At 71.0% G+C, this 21,481-nt stretch carries 27 protein-coding genes; 14 read left to right on the top strand and 13 right to left on the bottom strand.

The window, feature by feature from the left end; all coding sequences use genetic code 11:
* Positions 1-78: 78 nt before the first annotated feature.
* Entirely contained in the window at positions 79-1,416 is a 1,338-nt protein-coding gene (locus AB0877_RS09530) for a pitrilysin family protein (protein WP_366608123.1), read from the bottom strand.
* Entirely contained in the window at positions 1,413-2,702 is a 1,290-nt protein-coding gene (locus AB0877_RS09525; RefSeq protein ID WP_366608122.1) for a pitrilysin family protein, read from the bottom strand. The genes AB0877_RS09530 and AB0877_RS09525 overlap by 4 nt, the downstream gene beginning before the upstream one ends.
* A gap of 102 nt (positions 2,703-2,804) precedes the next feature.
* On the opposite strand from AB0877_RS09525, the gene AB0877_RS09520 reads away from it, so the two are divergent.
* Positions 2,805-3,554 carry a phosphodiesterase gene (locus AB0877_RS09520; protein WP_366608121.1) on the top strand — a complete coding sequence of 250 codons (750 nt, stop codon included), beginning with the start codon at positions 2,805-2,807 and terminating at the stop codon, positions 3,552-3,554.
* On the opposite strand, the gene AB0877_RS09515 is transcribed toward AB0877_RS09520, so the two are convergent.
* Complete coding sequence (locus AB0877_RS09515) at positions 3,521-3,739, bottom strand: hypothetical protein (protein WP_366608120.1); 219 nt, start codon at positions 3,737-3,739, stop codon at positions 3,521-3,523. The two genes, AB0877_RS09520 and AB0877_RS09515, sit on opposite strands and share 34 nt — an antisense overlap.
* A 281-nt stretch (positions 3,740-4,020) precedes the next feature.
* Here AB0877_RS09515 and AB0877_RS09510 point away from each other — a divergent pair, with 281 nt between their 5' ends.
* From AB0877_RS09510 to AB0877_RS09500, 3 genes are all read left to right on the top strand, one after another.
* Positions 4,021-5,106, top strand: coding sequence for a 3-deoxy-7-phosphoheptulonate synthase (locus AB0877_RS09510; RefSeq protein WP_366608119.1), 1,086 nt, complete (start codon positions 4,021-4,023; stop codon positions 5,104-5,106).
* A 488-nt stretch (positions 5,107-5,594) separates the two neighbouring features.
* Entirely contained in the window at positions 5,595-5,828 is a 234-nt protein-coding gene (locus AB0877_RS09505) for a hypothetical protein (RefSeq protein ID WP_366608147.1), read from the top strand.
* 23 nt (positions 5,829-5,851) lie between these two features.
* Positions 5,852-6,046 carry a hypothetical protein gene (locus tag AB0877_RS09500; protein ID WP_366608118.1) on the top strand — a complete coding sequence of 65 codons (195 nt, stop codon included), beginning with the start codon at positions 5,852-5,854 and terminating at the stop codon, positions 6,044-6,046.
* Between the two features lie 51 nt (positions 6,047-6,097).
* On the opposite strand, the gene AB0877_RS09495 is transcribed toward AB0877_RS09500, so the two are convergent.
* From AB0877_RS09495 to AB0877_RS09485, 3 genes are read right to left on the bottom strand one after another with little or no spacing between them, the layout of a single operon-like run.
* On the bottom strand, positions 6,098-6,634 hold the full coding sequence (locus tag AB0877_RS09495) for a DUF1360 domain-containing protein (protein WP_355008951.1): 537 nt from the start codon (positions 6,632-6,634) through the stop codon (positions 6,098-6,100).
* 52 nt (positions 6,635-6,686) lie between these two features.
* Complete coding sequence (locus AB0877_RS09490; protein WP_366608117.1) at positions 6,687-7,025, bottom strand: SRPBCC family protein; 339 nt, start codon at positions 7,023-7,025, stop codon at positions 6,687-6,689.
* A complete protein-coding gene (locus AB0877_RS09485; RefSeq protein ID WP_366608116.1) occupies positions 7,025-7,363 on the bottom strand; it encodes a DUF6158 family protein in 339 nt (112 codons plus the stop codon). Before AB0877_RS09485 ends, AB0877_RS09490 begins: the two co-directional genes overlap by 1 nt.
* Before the next feature lie 134 nt (positions 7,364-7,497).
* On the opposite strand from AB0877_RS09485, the gene AB0877_RS09480 reads away from it, so the two are divergent.
* The gene (locus tag AB0877_RS09480; RefSeq protein WP_366608115.1) at positions 7,498-7,920 is read left to right on the top strand and encodes a hypothetical protein; all 423 of its coding nucleotides are present in this window, start codon (positions 7,498-7,500) and stop codon (positions 7,918-7,920) included.
* Between the two features lie 25 nt (positions 7,921-7,945).
* Positions 7,946-8,278, top strand: coding sequence for a DUF3817 domain-containing protein (locus AB0877_RS09475; protein WP_366608114.1), 333 nt, complete (start codon positions 7,946-7,948; stop codon positions 8,276-8,278).
* 55 nt (positions 8,279-8,333) lie between these two features.
* Here the strand turns inward: AB0877_RS09475 and AB0877_RS09470 are convergent, their stop codons facing one another.
* Positions 8,334-8,849 (bottom strand): DUF6232 family protein, encoded by a 516-nt coding sequence (locus tag AB0877_RS09470; RefSeq protein WP_366608113.1) that lies wholly within the window; start codon positions 8,847-8,849, stop codon positions 8,334-8,336.
* A gap of 500 nt (positions 8,850-9,349) precedes the next feature.
* Here AB0877_RS09470 and AB0877_RS09465 point away from each other — a divergent pair, with 500 nt between their 5' ends.
* Positions 9,350-10,327, top strand: coding sequence for an NlpC/P60 family protein (locus AB0877_RS09465; RefSeq protein WP_366608112.1), 978 nt, complete (start codon positions 9,350-9,352; stop codon positions 10,325-10,327).
* A gap of 72 nt (positions 10,328-10,399) precedes the next feature.
* Here the strand turns inward: AB0877_RS09465 and AB0877_RS09460 are convergent, their stop codons facing one another.
* From AB0877_RS09460 to AB0877_RS09445, 4 genes are all read right to left on the bottom strand, one after another.
* Positions 10,400-11,389 carry a sigma-70 family RNA polymerase sigma factor gene (locus AB0877_RS09460; RefSeq protein ID WP_091405669.1) on the bottom strand — a complete coding sequence of 330 codons (990 nt, stop codon included), beginning with the start codon at positions 11,387-11,389 and terminating at the stop codon, positions 10,400-10,402.
* Between the two features lie 377 nt (positions 11,390-11,766).
* Positions 11,767-12,708, bottom strand: coding sequence for an N-acetylmuramic acid 6-phosphate etherase (murQ, locus tag AB0877_RS09455; RefSeq protein WP_366608111.1), 942 nt, complete (start codon positions 12,706-12,708; stop codon positions 11,767-11,769).
* Entirely contained in the window at positions 12,705-13,619 is a 915-nt protein-coding gene (locus tag AB0877_RS09450) for a MurR/RpiR family transcriptional regulator (RefSeq protein ID WP_355008959.1), read from the bottom strand. Before AB0877_RS09450 ends, murQ begins: the two co-directional genes overlap by 4 nt.
* A gap of 75 nt (positions 13,620-13,694) precedes the next feature.
* Positions 13,695-14,711 carry an NAD-dependent epimerase/dehydratase family protein gene (locus AB0877_RS09445; RefSeq protein ID WP_366608110.1) on the bottom strand — a complete coding sequence of 339 codons (1,017 nt, stop codon included), beginning with the start codon at positions 14,709-14,711 and terminating at the stop codon, positions 13,695-13,697.
* Positions 14,712-15,021: 310 nt separating this feature from the next.
* Between AB0877_RS09445 and AB0877_RS09440 the strand changes: the two genes are divergently transcribed.
* Positions 15,022-15,714 (top strand): SDR family NAD(P)-dependent oxidoreductase, encoded by a 693-nt coding sequence (locus AB0877_RS09440; RefSeq protein WP_366608109.1) that lies wholly within the window; start codon positions 15,022-15,024, stop codon positions 15,712-15,714.
* Here the strand turns inward: AB0877_RS09440 and AB0877_RS09435 are convergent.
* A complete protein-coding gene (locus tag AB0877_RS09435; RefSeq protein ID WP_366608146.1) occupies positions 15,699-16,367 on the bottom strand; it encodes a thymidylate kinase in 669 nt (222 codons plus the stop codon). The two genes, AB0877_RS09440 and AB0877_RS09435, sit on opposite strands and share 16 nt — an antisense overlap.
* A gap of 5 nt (positions 16,368-16,372) precedes the next feature.
* On the opposite strand from AB0877_RS09435, the gene AB0877_RS09430 reads away from it, so the two are divergent.
* The 5 genes from AB0877_RS09430 (at position 16,373) to AB0877_RS09410 (ending at position 18,993) form a co-directional block, all read left to right on the top strand.
* Positions 16,373-17,134, top strand: a complete 762-nt coding sequence (locus AB0877_RS09430) for a nucleotidyltransferase family protein (protein WP_366608108.1) — start codon at positions 16,373-16,375, stop codon at positions 17,132-17,134.
* Positions 17,131-17,406: a hypothetical protein gene (locus tag AB0877_RS09425; protein WP_366608107.1), complete on the top strand. Its 276-nt coding sequence runs from the start codon at positions 17,131-17,133 to the stop codon at positions 17,404-17,406. The genes AB0877_RS09430 and AB0877_RS09425 overlap by 4 nt, the downstream gene beginning before the upstream one ends.
* A gap of 10 nt (positions 17,407-17,416) precedes the next feature.
* Positions 17,417-18,193, top strand: coding sequence for a metallophosphoesterase (locus AB0877_RS09420; RefSeq protein ID WP_366608106.1), 777 nt, complete (start codon positions 17,417-17,419; stop codon positions 18,191-18,193).
* The gene (locus tag AB0877_RS09415) at positions 18,184-18,327 is read left to right on the top strand and encodes a GPGG-motif small membrane protein (RefSeq protein ID WP_007464364.1); all 144 of its coding nucleotides are present in this window, start codon (positions 18,184-18,186) and stop codon (positions 18,325-18,327) included. Before AB0877_RS09420 ends, AB0877_RS09415 begins: the two co-directional genes overlap by 10 nt.
* 171 nt (positions 18,328-18,498) lie before the next feature.
* A complete protein-coding gene (locus AB0877_RS09410) occupies positions 18,499-18,993 on the top strand; it encodes a TspO/MBR family protein (protein WP_366608105.1) in 495 nt (164 codons plus the stop codon).
* A 51-nt stretch (positions 18,994-19,044) separates the two neighbouring features.
* On the opposite strand, the gene AB0877_RS09405 is transcribed toward AB0877_RS09410, so the two are convergent.
* Positions 19,045-19,818, bottom strand: a complete 774-nt coding sequence (locus AB0877_RS09405; protein WP_366608104.1) for a peptidoglycan DD-metalloendopeptidase family protein — start codon at positions 19,816-19,818, stop codon at positions 19,045-19,047.
* Between the two features lie 251 nt (positions 19,819-20,069).
* On the opposite strand from AB0877_RS09405, the gene AB0877_RS09400 reads away from it, so the two are divergent.
* Entirely contained in the window at positions 20,070-21,416 is a 1,347-nt protein-coding gene (locus AB0877_RS09400; protein WP_366608103.1) for an ABC transporter substrate-binding protein, read from the top strand.
* The last annotated feature ends 65 nt before the right edge of the window (positions 21,417-21,481 follow it).

Here is a 21,481-nt window from a genome sequence, read left to right as displayed (position 1 = left end):
ATCATGAAGTTGTTGTCACGACACGCCGTGCCGAGTGACAACAACTCCATGATCAACGGGAGGGGGGGGGTGGGTGGGTCAGGGAAGAAGGTGTCCCAGGGCGGTGGACTCCAGGTCCTCGCGGATCACTGCGGCGTCGCCCTCGATGACCAGGGTGAGAGCTTCCGGGTGCAGGTGGGTGGCTGCCGCCGCGGAGACCTGGTCCACGTCGGCGGAGAGCAGCGACTCGCGCAGCCGCGCGTGGTAGTCGTCCGGCAGGTCGTGCACCACCAGGGTGGTCAGCGCGGAGGCGATCGCCCGAGGGCTCTGCAACTCGACCGAGAGCTGCCCGGCCCGCCAGGAGCGGGCCACCTCCAGCTCATCCTCGGTCACCCCGGTGGCCTGGGTACGGGTGATCTCGCCCACCGCCTCGACCAGGGCCGGCGCGGTGACCGCCGTCTGCACGCCGGAGCTGACCGCGAACCGACCGAACCGCCGCGACGCGGCGAAGTCGCCCCGGATGCCATAGGTGTAGCCGTGTACTTCCCGCAGCAGGTGGTTGAGTCGGGAGGTGAACGCCCCGCCGAGCACCGTGCCGGCGAGCGTCATCGGCACGTAGTCGGGGTGCGCCCGGTGTGGTGACGGGTGGCCCAGCCGCAGCGTGGACTGCACCGAGCCGGGTCGGTCCACCAGGATGATCCGTCGACCGTCGTGCAACGGCACCTCGATGGGACCGCCCCGCTCGGCGGGACCACCACCGGTGCCGGCGAACGCCGCGGCGGCCAGCGCGTCCAGGTCGATCCGGTCCAGGTCACCGGCGACGATCAGGGTGCCGGGGCGCAGGAACCACTCCGAGTGGAAGACCGTGACGTCCTCCACGTCCAACCCGGCGACCGACTCCGGGTCGCCGTGCATCGGCCGCCCCCAGCGGTTCTGCGCGCCGAACAGATCGGCGCGCAGCGCGGCGTCGGCGCGCGGGCCGGGGTTGGCCCAGTCCATCCGGAGCGCGGTCGCCTCGTCGTCGCGGACCCGGCGTACGTCGGCGGGGTCGAGCTTCGGCGTCCGGACCGCCTCGGCGAGCAGTTCCACGGCGGCGCTCAGCCGGTCCACCGGGATCACCACGCTGGCCTGGAACGAGTCCCAGTCCAGACCGGTCGACAGTGCGGTGCCGAGCCCTTCGACGGCGAGGGCGTACGCGGCGGCGTCCCGCTGCGCGGTGCCCTCCTCCAACGCCTTGGCCAGCACGCCGGACAGCCCCTCCTTACCGACCGGCTCCTGGCCCGCGCCCACGTCGAGCAGCAGCAGGGCCACGGCGAGGTTCTGCCCCGGCAGGTGCGCGGCGACGACCTGACCCCCGGCCGCGGCGCGGCGGACCACCGGCGGGAACCGGTACGGGCGGGCGGCGCCCGGGCCGGGACGGTCGGCGATCAGCGTCATGAGGTCTCCTCGGGCAGGTAGGTCAGGGTCACCCGGTCGGTGGCGAGCACGTCGGCGGCGGCCTCGGCGATCTGCTCGGCGGTGACAGCGAGCAGGGCCGGCAACTGCTCGGCGATGCGGGCCGGGTCGCCGAACTGCGTGGCGTACCGGCCGAGCAGGTCCGCGCGGCCGTCGACGGTGGACAGCTGACGCCACCACCCGGTGCTGAGCAACGCCTTGGCCCGATCCAGCTCGGCGGCGGTGACCGGCACGGTGGCCAACTCGTCGACGACCTCGGCCAGCCCTTCGGCCAGCCGCTCGGCGCTCACTCCGGGACGGGCGGTGGCGGTGGCGATCAGCGGTGCCGGGGCGTGGGCGAGGTCCACCCCGTACGCCCCGACCAGGTCCGGTTGCGCGATCCGCTCGCCGTCGGCGAGGCGCTGGTAGAGCCGGCTGCCCCGGCCGCTGCCCAGGATGGTGGCGAGCACGGTGATCACGTTGTATCCGGGAGTGCCGAACGGGTAGCTGCGGTGGGCGATGTAGACCCGGGGCGCCGGAACGTCGGCGCTCACCGACTCGACGGCGGTCTGCCCGGTGGCGGGGACGGTGCGGCCGTCCGGTGCCGGCGGGATGTCGTCGCGGGCGGGCAACGCGCCGAAGTACTTGTCGGCGAGCGCGAACACGTCGGACGCGGTGGCGTCGCCGACCACTGTCAGCACCGCGTTGTTCGGCGCGTAGTAGGTCTGGTGGAACGCCTGGAAGGTGGCCAGGTCCGCGGCGTTCAGGTCGGCCATCGAGCCGATCGTCGCGTGGTGGTAGGGGTGCCCCGGCGGGTAGAGCAGCGGCAGCAACCGCAGCCAGGCGTCGCCGTACGGCACGTTCTCGTAGCGCTGCCGGCGCTCGTTCTTCACCACGTCCCGCTGGTTGTCCAGCGTCTCCTGGGTGAGGGCGGGGACCAGACCGCCCATCCGGTCGGCCTCCAACCAGAGCGCCAACTCCAGGTGCTCGGCCGGGACCGTCTCGAAGTAGTTGGTCCGGTCCGGGTTGGTGGTGGCGTTGAGCGAGCCGCCGGAGCCCTGAATCAACTTCATGTGCTCGGTCTTCGCCACGTTCACCGAGCCCTCGAACATCAGGTGCTCGAAGAGGTGGGCGAAGCCGGTCTGCCCGGCCGGCTCATGTCGGGAGCCGACGTCGTACCAGAGGTTGACGGCCACTGCGGGCGCGGTGCGGTCCTCACTCACCACCACGCGCAGGCCGTTGTCCAGTCGGGACGTCTGAATGGGCCAGGGGTAACCGCTGTCGGGCATGCCCCGACGCTATCCGATCTCGGGGGCGGAAAGGTGACGTGCCGTCGGTCGGCGAGCCGACCCGGGCGGCATCGGAGCCGCCGCGCGGGGTACCGGAGAGCAATGACCGTCACCCCGCCTCCGTTCCGGTCCGCCGGGCGGGCCGCCGCCGCCGTCGAACGCGCCGCCACCGCACTCGGCCGGCTGCGCCGCGGCCGGTTGCTGCATCCGGCCGGTCGCTCGTTCGTCGGCGAGACGGTGATCTGGGGTACGCCCGGACCGCCCACCGGCGTTGCTCTGCTGGACCAGCCCGCCCGGTACCGGACCACAGTCCGGCTCTCCAAGGGAACGCCCACGCCCGGCAGTTGGCCCGACGTCCTGGGCCTCGCGCTGCGCCTGCACAGCGACGGCGGCCGGCAGTTCGACCTGCTGGTCAGCTCCAGTGGCGCGGCCCCGGTGTTGCGGAACCTGCCGCTGCCGCGACGCCGCTTCACCGGCACGTACAGCACGATCACGTGCTATCGAGCGGGCCGGCGCCGCCTCTGGCTGGCCGCGCTGGCCGATCCCGACTCGGCCGACCTCGGTCGCAGCCTGGCCGCGGCGTCCGCCGCGACCCGGACGGACACCCCGCGCCTGGTGCTCGCGGTCGCCTCGGCGGTGGGGCCGTGGCGACCGGTCGGGCAGGTCAGCCTCGGTGCCCAGCTCAGCACCGAGGAGGACGGGGCGCTGGCGTTCGACCCGGTGCGCAACCTGCCACCCGAACTGCGGGTGGCAGGTCCGCTGGCCTGGCTGCGTGACCAGACTTACCGGGGGTCGCGCCGGGCACGCGGGGCGACCGCTCAGTCCGGCGGTTCGACCGCCACCACCGTCTGATCCGAGGTACGCCGCTCCAGCACCGTGTCCGGAGCGGCGTTCTGGTCCGCGGTGCGGATGTCCGACTCGGCGAGGATGGCCTCCGCCTGCGCCTGCGGGTCGTCGCTGCCCACCGCCTTCTCCTCGGGCAGGAGGTGGTGCGCGCGGGATTCCACCCGGTCCTGATCGCTCTGCTCGTGTGTCATGGCACCCCTGTTACCCCGAGCGCGTCCCCGGCACGCGATCTCCGCCCCGCATCCTGGGACGACAGCACGGGTGAAGACGTCCGGTCGGGTACGCTGGCCCGGTGACGCGTTCCTATCGATGGTTTAGGCAGCCGGCTCGCACGCCGGTGACTTCACCATGAACTGATGTCACCACGGACCGAGCCGGCTGGGCAGGAGCTGTCGTTCCTGCCCTTTTGCGTACGAGCAGCCGGCTCGTCCCGGGCACCGGCCCCGGGCACGGTCGGCGAAAGGATGCCACCGTGACGACCCCGGAGACCGATCGGGTCAGCGATCAGCGGATCGACCGTGTCGTGCCGCTGACCACACCCGCCCTGCTGCACCACGAGTTGCCCCTGGACGCCCCGCTCGCGGCGGCCGTGTTGACCGACCGCCGTGCGGTCGGTCGCGTGCTGGACCGCGAGGACGACCGCCTGCTGGTGGTGGTCGGCCCCTGCTCGGTGCACGACCCGGCCGCCGCCCTGGACTACGCGCAGCGTCTGCGGACCGCAGCCGACCGGCTCGCCGACGACCTGCTGATCGTCATGCGGGTCTACTTCGAGAAGCCGCGCTCCACCGTCGGCTGGAAGGGCCTGATCAACGATCCCGGCCTGGACGGCAGCGGGGACGTCAACACCGGTCTGCGGTTGGCCCGGGCGCTGCTGCTCGACGTGCTCCGCCTCGGCCTTCCGGTGGGTTGCGAGTTCCTGGACCCGATCACCCCGCAGTACATCGCGGACACGGTGGGCTGGGGTGCGATCGGTGCCCGCACGGTGGAGAGCCAGGTGCACCGCCAGCTCGCCTCCGGTCTGTCCATGCCGATCGGCATGAAGAACCGCCCGGACGGCAGCATCGGCACGGCCGTCGACGCGATCCGCGCCGCCGGGGTGCCACACGTCTTCCCCGGCATCGACTTCTCCGGCACTCCGGCGATCATGCACACCCGAGGCAACACCGACGGGCACCTCGTGTTGCGCGGTGGGGGCGGCCGACCCAACTACGACGCCGAGTCGGTCGCCGGGGCACTCGACCTGCTCCGCGCCGCCGACCTGCCGGAGCGGCTGGTGATCGACGCGAGTCACGCCAACAGCGGCAAGGACCACCGTAACCAGCCGCTGGTGGCCGCGGACGTGGCCGCCCAGCTGGCCGCCGGCCAGCGTGGGATCACCGGCGTGATGCTGGAGTCGTTCCTGCTGCCCGGCCGGCAGGAGCTCGACCCGACCCGCAAGCTGGAGTACGGGCGGTCGGTCACCGACGCCTGCCTGGGTTGGGACGACACCGCCGAGGTGCTCGACCACCTCGCCTCGGCCGTGCGGGCCCGTCGGGCCACCCTGCCCACGGCGGTGTGACCGCCGACACCACGGCCGGCGGAACACGAACGGGGGTCGGCTCGTTGACTGGGGTGTCGGTGTGTCCAGTGTCCCCGGGCCTCACCTAAATAGCCTTCGCGGAATACCGTCCGGCTGGAGCCGCGTAGTGCCACTCGCCGAGAGGCGACCTGCACACCGACACCAGCGCCGCCCCCGGCCCACAAGGCCGGGGGCGGCGCTGTCTGTCCGGTCCCTGGCCGGGACCGGCTCACCCGAGATGGCCGGCACCATCACCCCAGCCACCGCTCTGCCCATCCCTCCCCCGCTCTGCCTGTCCCCTCCCCGCTCTGCCGGCCCCGCCCCGGCTCTGCGCTGTGTCTCCCTTTGCTCTGCACCCCTGGGCGCACCACTCACAGAGGGTGACCGTCGCATCGGCGGGTGCAGAGCAAAGGAAGGGTTACGGAGCCGTCGACCAAGCGCGCAGACCCGCCGACGGGGTGACGTTTGACCGATTCCGCCCCGGGTAGCTGATCGAGGTGACCGACGACTCACCACTGGCCGACCAGCCGGACACCCGGGCACTCGACGACCTGCTCGACGGCATCTTCCGCGCGCAGGAGCGGGTTGAGCAGGCGGAGATCTACCGTCAGGCGGTGGCCGCAGAACTCCCGCCGGAGCTGCTCGCCCGCATCGACGCGCTCCCCGAGGGTGAGTACGCGGTGGACGAGGCCAGTGACCTGCTGGGCGGCTCGGTCGGCTGAGCGACCGCGGAAGGGACACCGACATGACGCACCACGAGGACCACGACGAGAAGGTGACGGCGCTGGGTCAGCCCCCGAAGGGCAGGGACACCACGCCCGAGCCGGACTTCGCCAACGAGCACGACCGCACGGCGGTGGATCGGGACATCATCACCGGGGCGGACGAGGACGAACGGGAACCGGAGTCGCCGCACGGTTGGTCCGGCATGCAGCGCTGACGCGTACGAAAAAGGGGGCCGGCTCGCGCCGGCCCCCTTTTCTTTTGGCTTTCAGTCGTCGTGCCCACCCTCGGCGGCCTGCTGCGCCGTCGCGTACGCCATCTGGAGGAAGTCGGACGCGGCGACCGCCGTCAGCGCGGTCGCCACCAGGCGGGTGAGCCGGGGCGCGAGCACCAGGCCACCGGTCAGCCCGGTGGCCACCCAGACCGCCAGGCAGAACGGGCAGCTCAGCAGCTCGCCGATGGCGTGCCGGGTGGGGCTGCCCGAGTCGCGGACCTGCTCCATCACCTCGCCGCTGCCGATCGGGCGGTCGTAGCGGGTGAACGGCGCCCGCAACGGGCTGGTCACCGCGTCCTTGGACAACAACCGGCTCAGCTTGTGCGTGGCGATGGAGAGCAGCACCACGTCGGACGGCGCGGGACGCTCCGGCACCGGTCGGCCGGTCGCCTTGACCAGGCCGGCGAGAGCCCCGGTCACCCCGGCGTAGGCGCCCATCGCCACCAGGTAGCCGCCCAGCGGCCGGTGCTCGTGCGGCGCGTACGCCCGGCGCAGCCGGGCCGCCTTCTGCCGCAGGCCAGTGTCGCTCACCCGATCTCCTCACATGTCGTGGTGGTGCGGGAACGGCGTCCGCGAGGCCGGCTCAGCCGGCCTGGAGGTTGTCGGCGACCTCGCGTGCCAGATTGGTGAGCGCCTCGTCGGCCAGTTGGTCCGGACCGGGCCCGTCGGAGCCGTCGGCCAGGTCCAGCTGGATCCGCGCGCCACCGGAATCGGCCGGCTCGACCCGGATCTCGGCGGACCAGTCGGCGGCGTCGCCGTCGCCCCAGCGGGCACGCAGCTCCTCGCCGCTGATCTCCGCGGCGGGGCTGCCGTCGCCGCGCAGCGGCTCCGGCAGCCAGGCCGAGGCGCGGTCGGGGTCGGTTGCCGTGCTGAAGACCACCTCGGGCGGCGCGGACATGCCGCGCACGGCGCGCGCCGGCATCACGCGTCCCGCAGGCGGCTGGGATCGACCTCGCGACCCGGGTGTCGGGCCAGGTACTCGGTCTCCAGCTCCGCCGTGCGCCGGAGGTGGTTCGCGAGTGCGGAGTCGGCAGCGTGCCGCAGGGTGTCCAGGCGGGTTCGGTGCAGGCTGTGCATCTCGCGGATCAGGTCCTCGTCGGAAAGCTCCGTCGGGTCGATGCCGGGCAGGTCGTCGTCGAGGCCGGGAGCGCCGGTCGGGTCGGCGAGCTGTTCGCCGCCCCACTCGGGCACCCGCTGCTCCGGGCTCGTATCCGCGCTGCCGCTGGACGCAAAGCCGTCCTCACGTACCGATCCGGTCATGATCGCCCCCCTTGATCTCGTTTGGGCTGGCGTCTAAACGATTGCCCAGGCGCGGTGACGCCAAACCCAGCCGGCAAGTCGACGACTACGACACGGTGTCGGAGACCGGTGGCGTCCCCGGTACCCTCAATGTCATGAGGCGGCTCTGGACCCCGGCGTGGATCGCACGCCACGTCGCCATGGTCGTGCTGGTCGTGGGCTTCCTGGGGCTGGGCTGGTGGCAGATCAGCCGGGCCACCGCCGGCAACAGCCTGAGCTGGGGGTACGCGGTCGAGTGGCCGATCTTCGCCGGCTTCGTGGTCTACGTCTGGTGGCGTGAGGTGAAGCTGGCCCGCCGCCGGGTGGCGGAGGCCGACGCGCCGCCCGCGGAGCAGGCCGTCGAGCCGGAGCCGGCGGTCACCAGCGGGTCCCGACCGGGGGTACGCCGACCGGTGCGGGTGCACCGGATGCCCGCCACCGGCGACGCCGTCGAGGACAACGACCTGGCCGCATACAACCACTACCTGTCATGGTTGAACGCCAATCCGGGCGCCCGGCCCGGTGACTATCCCGGCTGAGCCGGGCTCGGAAGGACGGACGAAGGTGGGCGCTGCCCTTACCCGGTACCGCGTGAGCGCCTGGATCGTGGGCGTGGTGCTGATCCTGCTGGTCGTGATCGGCATGCCGCTGAAGTACGCGTTCGACAACCCGGTCGTCGTGGAGACGATCGGGCCGGCGCACGGTTTCCTCTACATGATCTACCTGGTGGCCGCGTTCGACCTGAGCCGCCGAGCCGACTGGCCGCTGAAGCGGATGCTGCTGGTGATGCTGGCCGGTACCGTGCCGTTCGTCTCGTTCTACGCCGAGCGCCGGGTCAGCGCCTGGGTGGCCGCGCCGCAGACCGAACGGACTCCGGAGCCCGTCCTCCCAGGCTGACGGTTGAGCGGGCGTGACGATCGGTTACGCCAACCTTCACGCCGACCGCGCCGCATCAGCGGTTGGGCCGCCACGGCTCCGCTCCGGCGAGCGGGTCGACCCAACTGCCGTAGCGGTTGACCTCCCGGGCCCGCAGCAGCGACCGGGTGACCTGGCCGAACTGCCGTTCGTCGTCGGCGCTGAACAGCAGCATCTCCGAGCCCTGGTACCACCCCCACAGTTCGTGTGGCGGTGGGCGCCAGCGATCACCGACCAGGGCGAGAGCGGCAGGGAGCAGGAAAACCGCGCCGAGAATCAGGTACGCCCCGGCGGTGAGGCGGTGCAGACCGCCGGTGAAGCCGAGAAGCACACCCACACCGCCGAGCATGCCGGCGGTGATGACCACGGCCCGGACGGCGATCCGGTCGTGCGGACCCCGGGTGGTACGCAGATGGGTCAGGTCGGCGACCCGGTAGCTGTTCCGACCGATGGTGAACCGGTCGACGGTCACGATGATGCCGGGCCGCGCGTACAGCAGGGTCGACCGGGCACCCGTTCGCGGCGGTCGCGTCTTTGCGCCTTCACGATTCACGGTTCCTCCCGAAGGGGACGGTTGGCCGAGGGGCCCGCTGAGGACAGTCATCGCTGCCCGTCGACGGGATTCCCGGCTCCGGACTTCATTGTGTTGCGACGCCGCCAGTCGACCTGGGCATTTACCGGGTCACGACAGCTCGCCACGACGGGGTGACATCGCCGAGAAACCGCGTCCATTTCAGCTTTTATCGGTTATGGCCGCCAGGAATCCGACGGCATACGCCCGGAACGACGAAAGTCGCATATCTGTCAGTAGGCCGCGAAAAGGACGGTGTTCCCTCGTCCGCAGGTGTCATCAGCCACGATGGCGCCACCCAGCCCACCGGCCCGACCCGCAACTCTCCCAACTTTCGCCCCTGCTTCAACTGCGAGTCACATCCGTCTCGGGTTAGGTTGGGCGAGCCGGTCCGGCCCAGTGCCGTCCGCCCGGGTGGCCCCGGCCGGTGTCGTCGAGGGCGTCAGCAGCCCCGACGGCCGTGGGAGAGGGGCCTTCCGCTCTTGTCATCCCTGAGAAATCTGCTGCGCACCGTGGCGCTGGTCGGTATGTCGGCCGCGCTGATCGCCCCGACGGCGGTGGCCCAGGCCGAGCCGTCCCCCGCCGACCTGACCCGCCGGATCGAGACGTCCTCGGCCGAGTTGGAGCGGGTCGTCGAGTCGTACAACAAGTTGCGTGAGGAGATCAAGACAAACGAGGCCGCCGTGGCCCGATTACAGACCCGCATCGGCCCGCTCGAACAGCAGGTCGAGCAGAGCCGGGCCGACGTGGCCGAGATCGCCTCCACCGCGTACAAGAGTGGCGGCCTGCGCACCGCGGACGCCCTGCTGCGCGCGGGCGGCTCGACGGCGCTGCTGGATCGGCTCGGCACGATCGAGCAGTTGACCCGCCAGCGGCAGGAACGCATCTCCGGCTTCACCACCGACCAGCGGCGGCTGCTCGACGAGAAGGCCCGCCTGGGCACGACCTTGACGCGGCAGGCCGCACAGGCGCGTCAGCTCGCCGCGGCCAAGAAGCAGATCGAGCAGGACCTGGCCAAACTGTACGAGCTGCGCCGGCAGGCGTACGGGGCCGCCACTGAGCGACCCGAGCCGAAGGCGGCGACGGCCGAGGCCAGGAACGCGCCCGCCGTGTCCGGCGCTGCCGGAACAGCGGTGCGCTACGCGTTCGGGGCGATCGGCAAGCCGTACAAGTGGGCGGGCGAGGGGCCGGACGGCTACGACTGCTCCGGGCTGACCCTGGCGTCCTGGCGGTCGGCCGGCAAGTCGCTGCCGCACAGCGCGCGGATGCAGTGGGGCGCTGTCGCCCACATCGGGCGGAGCGAGCTACGCCCCGGCGACCTGATCTTCTACAGCGGGCTCGGGCACGTCGCCCTCTACGTCGGCGACGGTCAGGTGATCGACGCGCCCAGCGCGGGTCGCAACGTGCTCAAGCGTGGCATGAACATGATGTCCATCCACGGTTACGGCCGGGTCCGCTAACCACGGTCATTGACGGCGAACGGCCGGCGTCCCCCTATCGGACGCCGGCCGTTCGCCGTCATTACTACCAGGTCAGGCCGCCTGCAGCCCCTCCGCGCGGGCCAGCTCACGGAGCCGGCCGAGAGCCTGGATCTCCAGTTGCCGGATCCGCTCGCGCGACAGCGAGAACCGTGACGCGACCTCGGTGAGCGAGTGCTCCCGGCCGTCCTCCAGCCCGTACCGGGCCCGCATGATGCCGGCGGACCGGTCGTCGAGGTGGTTGAGCAGCCCCTCGATGCGCTGCCGCTCCAGGCCACTGAGAACGATGTCCTCCGGCGACGGCGCGTCACTGTCGGCGACCAGGTCACCGAGGTTCGTGTCGCCGTCGTCGCCCACCGGGGTGTCCAGCGAGACGGTGTCCTGCGACCAGCGGCGCAGCTCGTTCACCCGCTCGACGGTGACGCCGAGGGCGTTGGCGATCTGCTCCGGCTCCGGGTCGCTGCCCAACTCACGGGTCAGCTGCCGGGCCACGTTGCGCATCCGGTTGACGTCCTCCACCAGGTGCACCGGCAGTCGGACGGTGCGCTCCTGCTGGGCGATCGCCCGGCTGATCGCCTGGCGGATCCACCAGGTGGCGTAGGTGGAGAACTTGTAGCCACGTTCGTAGTCGAACTTCTCGACCGCCCGGACGAGGCCGGTGTTGCCCTCCTGGATCAGGTCCAGCATGGGCATCCCCGAGCGCACGTAGCGCCGGGCGATCGACACGACCAGTCGGAGGTTGGCGCGGATGAAGAGGTCCTTCGCCCGCTCGCCCTCGACGACCAGCCATTCCAGGTCGGCCCGGTCGACACCGGCGGGAACGGCTTCCTCACCGAGCAGGTGCTCGGCGTAGAGGCCGGCCTCGATCGCCTTGGAGAGATCGACCTCCTTGGCGGCGTCCAGCAGTGGCGTCCGGGAGATCTCGTGCAGGTAGACGCCGACCAGGTCGCGCTCCTCGGCAACCTCGTCGGTTCGCATGCCGATGTTCTTGTCCACGTTGCCCACGGTCCCCTCGCTCGCGCCGGTTGCCCGGTTCCTTGCCATTCCCCACACCTGTCAGCCCCTGGTAACTTCTGCTGTGCCCATCGGTGCTGACACCTACACAACAGATGAGACGTGTCGGGGATTCCTCGTCGTGAGTCGAAAGTGTCACGAATGCCTGAGTAGTAGCTGAGAGCACGGTCCATGTTTGCTGTCAGCACCCGTCGGGTTGCTCGCCACTGGGCACCACGTACGGGTTACCGCACCATGGCAACACCGCCCGTCGCGGGGGCACAGCGACCCGGATCACCACCACGATGCGATCCTGGTCACTGCCAGATACGCACCGGTGAGCCGGTCGGTTCATTCACGGGGGTGTTATTACCCCCCGGCCAGATGAACAATCCGAGGGCCCATTCGCTTCCCGGGGACGGGTGGCGCTATGAGGTGAGCAGGGCGAGGGCGCCGCGCACCTGGTCCGCCGAGCGGGCCAGCGCGGCCCGGGCGGCGTCGATCTCGGCCCCCGAGACGAGGGCGACGAGCGCCGTCTTCAGGTCCCCGTCGGCCTCGGTGAGGGCCTGCCGGGAAAGCTCCTCCGAGCAACCGGTGGCCTCGACCAGAATCGAGATCATTCGGCCGCGGAGTTTCGCGTTGGTGGCGACCATATCGATCATGAGGTTCGAGTAGACCCGCCCCAGACGCACCATGACGGCGGTCGAGAACGTGTTGAGCACCAGTTTCTGTGCCGTGCCCGCCTTCATCCGGGTCGACCCGGTGACCACCTCGGGTCCGGTGTCCACCCCGATGAACACGTCGACCGACCGGGCGGCCTCCGCCTCCGGATTGGCGCAGAGCAGCACCGTCGAGGCCCCCTTGGCGCGGGCCGCGGACAGCGCCCCGAGGACGTACGGGGTGCGTCCGCTGGCCGCCAGACCAACCACCAGGTCCCCGGCCCGTACACAACTGGCCGCTTCGACCGCGCCGCCCCGGTCGTCGTCCTCGGCGTCCTCGACGGCCCGCCACATGGCGTCCGGGCCTCCCGCGAGGTGCGCGCAGAACCAGTGTCGGGGCGAGTTGAAGGTGGGGGCCAGTTCGGCCGCGTCGAGCACGCCCAGGCGGCCGGAGGTGCCGGCCCCGAAGTAGTGCACCCGGTGACCGCCGCGTAGCGCCGCGACTGCCAGGTCGACGGTGGTGGCGATCTCGTCGAGCACCGCGGCGACCGCCGCGGGCACCCGCCGGTCCGCCTCGTTGATCACGGTGAGCACGTCCCGCGTCGACATCAGATCGAGGTCGACGCTGAGCGGGTTTCGCCGTTCGGTGGGGGCGCCCACCCGGACCGTGGGCCGAACGGGCCGTGCGGGCATCTCCGCACCGGCCGTCATGCCCGCCTCCGGTTGGCACCCACCCGGTGCGACTGGACCGCCTCGGCGGTCGCCTCCAGGGCCTTGCGGGCCCGGGCCCGGTTGCGGGCGGCCACCCCGACGAAGAGGCAGTCGACCACTGTGAGCTGGGCCAGCCGGCTGGCCGTAGCGCCGGAGCGGTAGGTGGTCTCCCGGGCCGCCGTGGTCAACACGAAGTCCGCCACGTCGGTGATCGGCGAGCGCGGGAAGTTGGTCAGTGCCACGGTCACGGCACCGCGGGTACGGGCCTGCTCCAGCACCTCGATCACGTCGGAGGTGGTGCCGGTGTGCGAGATGCCGATCGCCACGTCTCCCCGGCCCAGGAGGGCGGCCGAGGTCAGCGCGGTGTGCACGTCCGGGAAGTAGAAGGCGATGCGGCCGATGCGGTGCAGCTTCTGCTGGAAGTCCGAGGCGACGAACCCGCTGGCGCCGGCTCCGTAGATGTCGATCCGAGCGGCGCCGCTGATCGCCTCGACCACCTGCTCGCAGACGGCGGGGTCGAGTTGCTCGGCGGTCTCCTCGACGGCGCGAGCGTCGTTGAACGCGATGGTGGCGATGATCTGGGCGAGGTCGGCACCGGGCGGGATGTCACCGCCGACCACGCGGGCGTCCGGTGGCTCGATGCGGCGGGCGGCCTCGGCGGCGAGACGGATGCGCAGTTGGGGGTAACCGTCCATGCCCACCGAGCGGCAGAACCGGATGACTGTCGCCTCGGATGTCTCGGCTGCGGTGGCGAGGTCGGTGATTGTCCGCCGGGCGGCGGCCGCCGGGTCGGAGACGACCAGCCGGGCGACCCGCTGCTCGGCGGGCGACAGCGACGGCAACAGCCCGCTGATGTGGACGATCAGCCCACCGGGCTCGTGACTCGCAGAAATCTTCGGACTCTTCGCCACGGATGAAACTTACTTTCACCAAGCGTGAGCGTCAACCATGACTGTCCGACGTGGGGGAAACTTCGATCGCCGGGATCACCGGTCCCGCACAGCCTGCCACTTCCGCAGGATCGCCGCCTCATCCGCCGGGTCGAGTCCACCCTGCCGGACGGCCGCCGGGTGTGCGGCCATCCACGACGCGGTCGCCCGAACGGTATCGACCAGCGGACGGACGGTCAGACCGGCGTCCAGGGCCGGTCGAACGTCCCGGTCCATCAGGCCGGCGGTCTCCGGCAGCCGCACCCAGAGCGGCAGCGCCCGCTCCCCCGACCACTCGCGTACGTCGTGGGCCAGCAGGAACTCCTGGTCGACCCAGGTGAGAGCCGGATCGGCGACGCCCAGCCCGGCGGCCACCCCGACCAACAGATCGGCCCGGGACATCGCCGGACCGGAGCCGTCGTACGTACCGCCGAGGCCGGTGCCGGCGGCGTGCAGCAACCAACGCGCCAGATCGGCGACGTCCACGAACTGCACCCGGTCGGTCGGACGCCCGGGGGCCAGAACCTCACCACCGGCCGACAGCCGCCGCACCCAGTACGGGAAACGATCGCTCGGATCCTCCGCACCGACGATCAGCCCCGCCCGGCAGATGAACGAACGGTCCACGCCCACCCGCTCCCGGACCAACTCCTCGATGCTCACCTTGCACTCGCCGTACCAGCGGTGATCCGGGCCGACCGGACCGTCCACGTCCGGCGGGGCGGGCGCCAGGATCGGCGCGTCCGCAGCGGTCTGGCCCGGGGTGGTGTCATCCGCGTACACCGAGATCGTCGACACGAACGACCAGTGGCCGACGTGGTCGGCGAGCGCGGCGAGCGCGTGCCGGGCGTGGCTGATCTGGCGGGTCACGTCGACCACGGCGTCGAAGCCCGCGGCGGCGAGCGGGACGAGCGACTCCGGATCATCCCGGTCGGCCGCCACGAACCGCGCCCCGGCCGGCACCGCGCCGGACACGCCCCGGGCCGCGCAGGTCACGTCGTGCCCCTGCTCCACGGCGAGCTGGGCCGTGGCCCGACCGAGAAACCTGGTGCCACCGAGAATGAGGATCCGCATCCGCCGATCCTGCGCCCCGACACCCGAACAACCCAACACATTCTGCCCATGGCAGACCTCGATCTAGAAACATCACCCCGCCTCGCCCCGTTGCCGTCCTGCCCCCTCACTCCCCCGAGCCTCCCTTTGCTCTGCACCCGTACTCGCGCCACCTACCGCCCTCCCGTTCACCGAGCGTGACTGTCGCCTCGGCGGGTGCAGAGCAAAGGGGGATTCTCGCGGCAATGGACCCCGAGCGCGGGCTCCCGCGACCACCGACCACGAGCGCCGGTCGGCGCGGGGGGACGGTAGGGGCATTAGCGTGAGGCGCATGGCGGAGTGCAGCGTGTTGGTGACCGGGGGTTCCGGCGGGCTCGGCGGGGCGGTCGTCACCGCGTTCGTCGAGGCGGGCTGGCGGGTGGTCGTACCGGAGCGGAAAGCCCGGCCCGGGTCGGAGCCGGCGGTGGCCGGACTGGTCCGCGTGGTCGCGGACCTGGGCGAAGCGGCGGGCGCGGCGCAGGCGGTCGAGGCCGCGGGCGGCGAACCGGCGGCGCCGCTGCGGGCGGTGGTCAACCTCGTCGGGGGGTACGCCAGCGGCGGGTTGGTGCACGAGACTCCGGTCGAGGAGTTCGAGCGGATGCTCACCGTCAACCTGCGGCCGACCTATCTGGTCACCCAGGCCGCGCTCCCGCACATGGTGGCGTCCGGCGGCGGCGCGGTGGTCTGCGTCTCGGCCCGCGCGGCCCTCACCCCGTTCCGCGGCGCGGCCGGCTACTCGACGGCCAAGGCGGCGGTGCTGGCCTTCGCCAACGCGGTCGCGGTGGAGTACCGCTCGCAGAACGTGCGCTGCAACACCGTCCTGCCCAGCGTCATCGACACCCCGGCGAACCGGGCAGCCCAGCCCGACGCCGACCATTCCCGCTGGGTCACCCCGGCCGAGATCGCGCCGGTGATCCGGTTCCTCGCATCGGCGGATTCCGCCCCGACCAGCGGCGCCACGGTGCCGGTCTACGGGCGGGCCTGAACCACCACCGGGCCGAGGTCCTCTCCGCCCGGGGCGGACGGGGGTAGCCAGGTCTCCAGGTGCGCCTGGATCTGCTCGGTCACCTCCTCGGCCGGGCGGCCCGCGTCCACCAGCACGAAGCTGGGGTACTCGGGCAGTGCCCGGTAGGCGGTGTCGGCGGCGGTCAGCCACCCCATCGTCTCGTGGTCGGTGCCGCGTTCCTCGATGCGCCGGTACGCCTCCGCCGGGTCGACGGCGAGCAGGAAGGTCACCTGCGGCGTCGGGAACAGCCGGTAGCCGGCCCGGGCGAGCCGCTCCCAGCGCTGCCCGCCGTGTGCGCGGATGGACGCGTACTGACAGGCCGAGTAGCGGTCCATCACCGCCGTCCGGCCGGTGAGCAGACAGCTGATCAGGGCGATGGCGATGGCGAGCCAGCGCAGTACCGACTCCACCGCCAGCACGCCGTCGCGGCCGACGAGCCGCTGCGCGTCCGGCCGGCCGAGGCGTTGGGCGATCCGGCCGAGCCAACGGCGACCACTGGCGTTGCGGCGGTAGGTGGCGGGGCGCCCGGCGGCGGTCAGCGCGTCGGCCAGCCGGTGTGCCTGTGTGGTCTTACCCGAACCGTCGATCCCGATCAGGGCGACGGTGCGCAATCGGGCCTTGCGTCGTCGCATCCCCGATGATCTGGCCACTCTCCACAGGTTATCCGACCCACGCACGTGGTCCGCGAGGTTTGTGGTGCTTCATCCCGGTTGACGCCCGACCGAGACACCCGCAGGTGTGGACGACCGGAATGCCGGGTACCGGAGTTCGAAATCCAACCGCCGGTCCACCAACACGACGACGGAGGAACCAGATGGCTGAGCGCGGAGACGAGAGTCTGGTGCACACCCTCAAGAAGGTCGCCGCCGTGCTCAAGCAGTCCGAGATTCCGTTCGCCCTGGGCGGCAGCTTCGCGGTCTACGCCCACGGGGGGCACTCCAGCGATCACGACGTCGACTTCCTGATCCGCGAGGCCGACGTGGAAGACGCGTTGGAGGCCCTGGTGGCCGCCGGTTTCGTCGCCGAGCGTCCGCCGGAGGACTGGCTGGTGAAGGTCTTCGACGACGGCCGGATGGTGGACCTGATCCACCGGCCGATCGAGACGCCGGTCACCGAGGAGACGTTCGCCGACACCGTCATCCGACCGGTGGACGCGATCCGCATGCCGGTGCTGTCCGCGACCCAGCTGATGGTGCACAAACTGCTCAGCTTCTCCCAGCACTACTGCGACTTCGCCCGCGGTCTGCCGCTGGCCCGCTCACTGCGGGAGCAGATCGACTGGGAACGGGTACGCAAGGAGACGCAGCACTCGCCGTACGCCGAGGCGTTCCTGGTGCTGCTGGACCGGCTGGAGGTGGTGTCGGCCGCCGACACCCAGTCAGGAGAGGGGACATCGTGACCCATCATCGCGACATCGACACCGGGCCACCCGACGAGTACGTCGAGGCGGAGATCCAACGGCTGCTCGTCGAGGACCCCGCCGTCGCCGAACAGGGAATCACAGTGGTTCGACGGGAACGCGCCCTCGTGCTCTACGGCGAGGTCGAGAGTCCGCAGCGGCGGGAGGAGATCCTGCGCCGGGTGTCCGAGCGCTTCCCGGACGTGCCGGTCACCAGCGACATCGGGGTGATCCGCGCCCAAGCGCCCACGGAGATCGAGCAACTGCCCTGAGGGAGGTTCCATGGTGATCCGGATTGCCGCTGTGGGCGACGTGCATCTGGACGAGGACGTGGTCGGCCGGTTCCGACCGGCGCTGGAGGAGCTGCCGGAGTGCGCCGATGTGCTGCTGTTGGCCGGGGATCTGACCCGGCACGGCACCGAGGCCGAGGCGCGCTGCGTGGCCGAGGAGTTCGGCGGGTTGACCGTGCCGGTGGTGACCGTGCTGGGCAACCACGACCACCAGTGCGACCAGGTGCCACAGGTGACCAAGGTTCTGGAGGACGCGGGCATCACGGTGCTGGAGGGCAACGGCGTCGTGCTGGACTGCGCGGGTGGCCGGCTCGGCATCGCCGGCGTCAAGGGCTTCGGCGGCGGGTTCGCCGGGCGGTGCGCCAGTGACTTCGGCGAGCCCGAGATGAAGGCCTTCGTGCGCACCACCACCGAGAGCGCGGACCGTCTCGGCGCGGCGCTGCGCTCGCTGGACTGCGACATGCTGGTCGCGCTCACCCACTACGCGCCGGTGCCGGACACGCTGGTCGGCGAGCCGTTGGAGATCTACCCCTTCCTGGGCTCGTACCAACTGGGGCAGGCGATCGACTCGGCGCCCACGGCGCTGGCCGTGCACGGGCACGCGCACGCCGGCACCGAGCGCGGCACGACCCCCGGAGGGGTACGCGTCCGCAACGTCGCGCACCCGGTGATCAAGCAGGCGTACAGCGTCTTCCACGTTGGCGATCAACTTGACACCGACCAGGTTTCCCCGATCGGCCAGTCGGGTAGTCAGAGGTCATGGAGCTGATTCTCTGGATTCTCGCAGTCGTACTCGTGGTCGCCGGCATCCTCGCGCTGTTCCGCCGGCAGATCCTGTGGGGCATCGTCCTCATCGTCGTCGGGCTGTTGGTCGGCCCGGGTGGCGTCAGCATCTTCAATTAGCGCTCTCACCTTCAACACCGGGACCCGTCGGGGTCGCCGCGACCGGAGCTTCGTCCTCCCGACAGAAGCACCGGCCGCGGCGATCCCGGCGCTTTTTTGTAGCTGGCCGGCCCGGTGAACCGCCCCTCCGCTCGGCGGTTTGAGCGGGCCCCGAGAGGAAATATCTCGACCATGGAGATATCTCGGGACGCGTCGGCGACGTCCGGGCGGCGCGCGTGGTGGGCCCTCGCCGGCTTCGCGGCGGCGGTCTTCGTCGCGGCCGCGATCGGCGGCCTGGGCGTGCAGGGCACCACCGAGGAGTACGCGAACCTGCGGCAGCCCGGCTGGGCCCCGCCCTCGTGGCTCTTCGGCCCGGTCTGGTCACTGCTCTACGCGCTGATCGCGGTGGCCGGCTGGCTGGTGTGGCGCCGGGTCGGCTTCTCCGCCTCCCTCTGGGCGTGGACCGCCCAACTGGTGCTCAACGCGATCTGGACCCCGCTGTTCTTCGGCGCCGGGCAGTACGGTCTCGCGTTCGCCGAGATCGTACTGATGTGGCTGGCGATCGGCCTGACCGTGGTGCTGTTCGCCCGGGTGTCCCGGGTGGCGATGGCGCTGCTGCTGCCGTACTGGGCCTGGGTCACCTTCGCCGCCGCGTTGAACCTGTCGATCTGGCAGCTCAACAACTGAGCGCACGGTCCCCGGCGGCGGCGCCCACCGGGGACCGTGACCGTCACCGGGTCAGCAGCGGGGCACGCCCGGGATGTAGCCGTCGGAGCCGGTGTAGACGTACGCGTCGGCGATGTAGCGGCCGGAGCCGATCCGGTCCCAGATCGAGCTGGTGCCGTACGTGCCGGTGACCGTGGTGCCACTGGTCTGGCAGACGATCGTCACCCGGGTGCCGTCCGCGACGGTGCCCACCGAGGCGTACCCGGTGCCGGGCCCGGAGCGGACGGTCAGTGGCGTGCCGCTGGTGTCGACGGTGCCGTTGCCGCTGCCCGAGGAGCACCCGTTGTCACTGGTGTAGTTCTTGGTGCCCCAGTAGAGCGCGAGGGTGCCGTTGAAGCGGACCTGGATGTCGCCGCCGTTGAGGCGCTGCTCGTAGTGCAGGTGGGGGCCGGTCGATCCACCGGTGCTGCCGACCCAGCCGAGCACCTTGCCGTACCCGACCGTCTGCCCGACCGAGACGTTGAAGCCGTTGAGGTGCGCGTAGTAGGTGCTGTAGCCGCCGCCGTGGTTGATCCGGACGTACTTGCCGTAGCTGGTGCCACCGAGGTCGGTCACCCGGTCGACGGTGCCCGGGGCGCTGGCGACCACCGGGTCGCCCAGGTCGTCCGTGCGGTTGAAGTCGACCGCGTTCGCCGGGCTGTGGCCCGACCGGGTCTGCCCGGACCAGGACTGGCCGCACGGGAACGGCACCTTGAAGGTCGGCGCGGCCAGGGCCGGGGTCGCCGGCACCAGCGCTCCCCCGACGAGGAGACCCGTCACCAACAGGCTGATCCACCGCTTTCGCATACAGCTCCTCCTATGTCGAAAACCTTCGATACGGTGGGGCTAGCCTGACAGATATCGTCAATCTTCGAAAGAGTCCTCAGCCTGTCCCGCAAACGCGCCCACCAGGCAGCCCGCAGGTTTCCGGATTGTTACTCGCTCGTGTCTGACAGGGGGTGGACCGGGCCGGATGCAAGCGCTTACATGTGTGCACGCCCAATCGGACCGGCGACGGGTCACCAACGAAGACCGCGCCGGCTAGGAAGGAGGACGGCATGGCGGTCTTTACCAGACCACGCCAGGCCTTCGTGATCGCCGGTGTAGTCGGGCTGGCGCTCAGCGCCACCGCCTGCGGTACCGGCGACGACAAGAAGAGCAGCAAAGCGGGTTCCGCGGAGTGCGCCGCATACGACAAGTACCAGGGCCACGACGGCAAGAAGGTCTCCATCTACGCGTCCATCCGTGACGCCGAGGCCGACCTGCTGGAGCGGTCGTGGTCGCAGTTCACCGACTGCACCGGCATCGAGATCGACTACGAGGGCAGCGGCGAGTTCGAGGCGCAGCTCCCCGTCCGGGTCGACGGTGGCAACGCCCCCGACATCGCCTTCGTGCCGCAGCCGGGCCTGGTGAAGCGGTTCGCGGACGCCGGCAAGCTGAAGTCCCTCGGCGCCGACACCAAGGCCCTCGCCGAGCAGAACATGCCGGCCGACTGGCTGAAGTACGGCACCGTCAACGGGACGCTCTACGGCGTGCCGCTCGGCGCCAACGTGAAGTCCTTCGTCTGGTACTCGCCGAAGACGTTCAAGGAGAAGGGCTGGGAGGTTCCGACCACCTGGGACCAGCTCATCGCCCTGAGCGACAAGATCGCCGCCAGCGGCACCAAGCCGTGGTGCGCGGGCGTCGAGTCCGGTGACGCCACCGGCTGGCCGGCCACCGACTGGATCGAGGACGTGGTCCTGCGTACGCAGGGTCCCGAGGTCTACGACCAGTGGACCACCCACGCCATCCCGTTCAACGACCCGAAGATCGTCGACGCGGTCGACCGCGCCGGCAGCATCCTCAAGAACGAGAAGTACGTCAACGGCGGCTTCGGCGGCGTCAAGAGCATCACCACCACCGCCTTCCAGGAGGCGGGCCTGCCGGTGACCACCGGCAAGTGCGCGATGCACCGTCAGGCGTCGTTCTACGCCAACCAGTTCCCCGAGGGCACCAAGGTGGCCGAGGACGGCGACGCGTTCGCCTTCTACTTCCCGGCCATCGACCCGGCCAAGGGCAAGCCGGTGCTGGGCGCGGGCGAATTCGTCGTCGGCTACGCCGACCGTCCCGAGGTCCAGGCTGTGCAGACCTACCTCGTCTCGGCGGAGTACGTGAACAGCCGCGCGAAGCTCGGCAACTGGGTCACGGCGAACAACAAGCTGGACATCAACAACGTCGCCAGCCCGATCGACAAGCTCTCCGTCCAGATCCTGCAGGACAAGACGGGCACCTTCCGCTTCGACGGATCCGACCTGATGCCGGCCGGCGTCGGTGCGGGAACGTTCTGGAAGGGCATGATCGATTGGCTGAACGGCAAGGCGACCGTCCCGGTGCTCCAGGGCATCGAGAGCAGCTGGCCTAAGTGATCCCGGCGGTGGCCCGGTCCGCGTTCGCGGACCGGGCCACCGGCCGAGGTGGACCCGGAAGGGAG

This window comes from Micromonospora sp. NPDC047644 (genome assembly GCF_040704315.1).
Classification (GTDB): domain Bacteria; phylum Actinomycetota; class Actinomycetes; order Mycobacteriales; family Micromonosporaceae; genus Micromonospora.
Note: the sequence above shows the minus strand (reverse complement) of the source record. Positions and strands in the feature narration are given on the sequence as shown.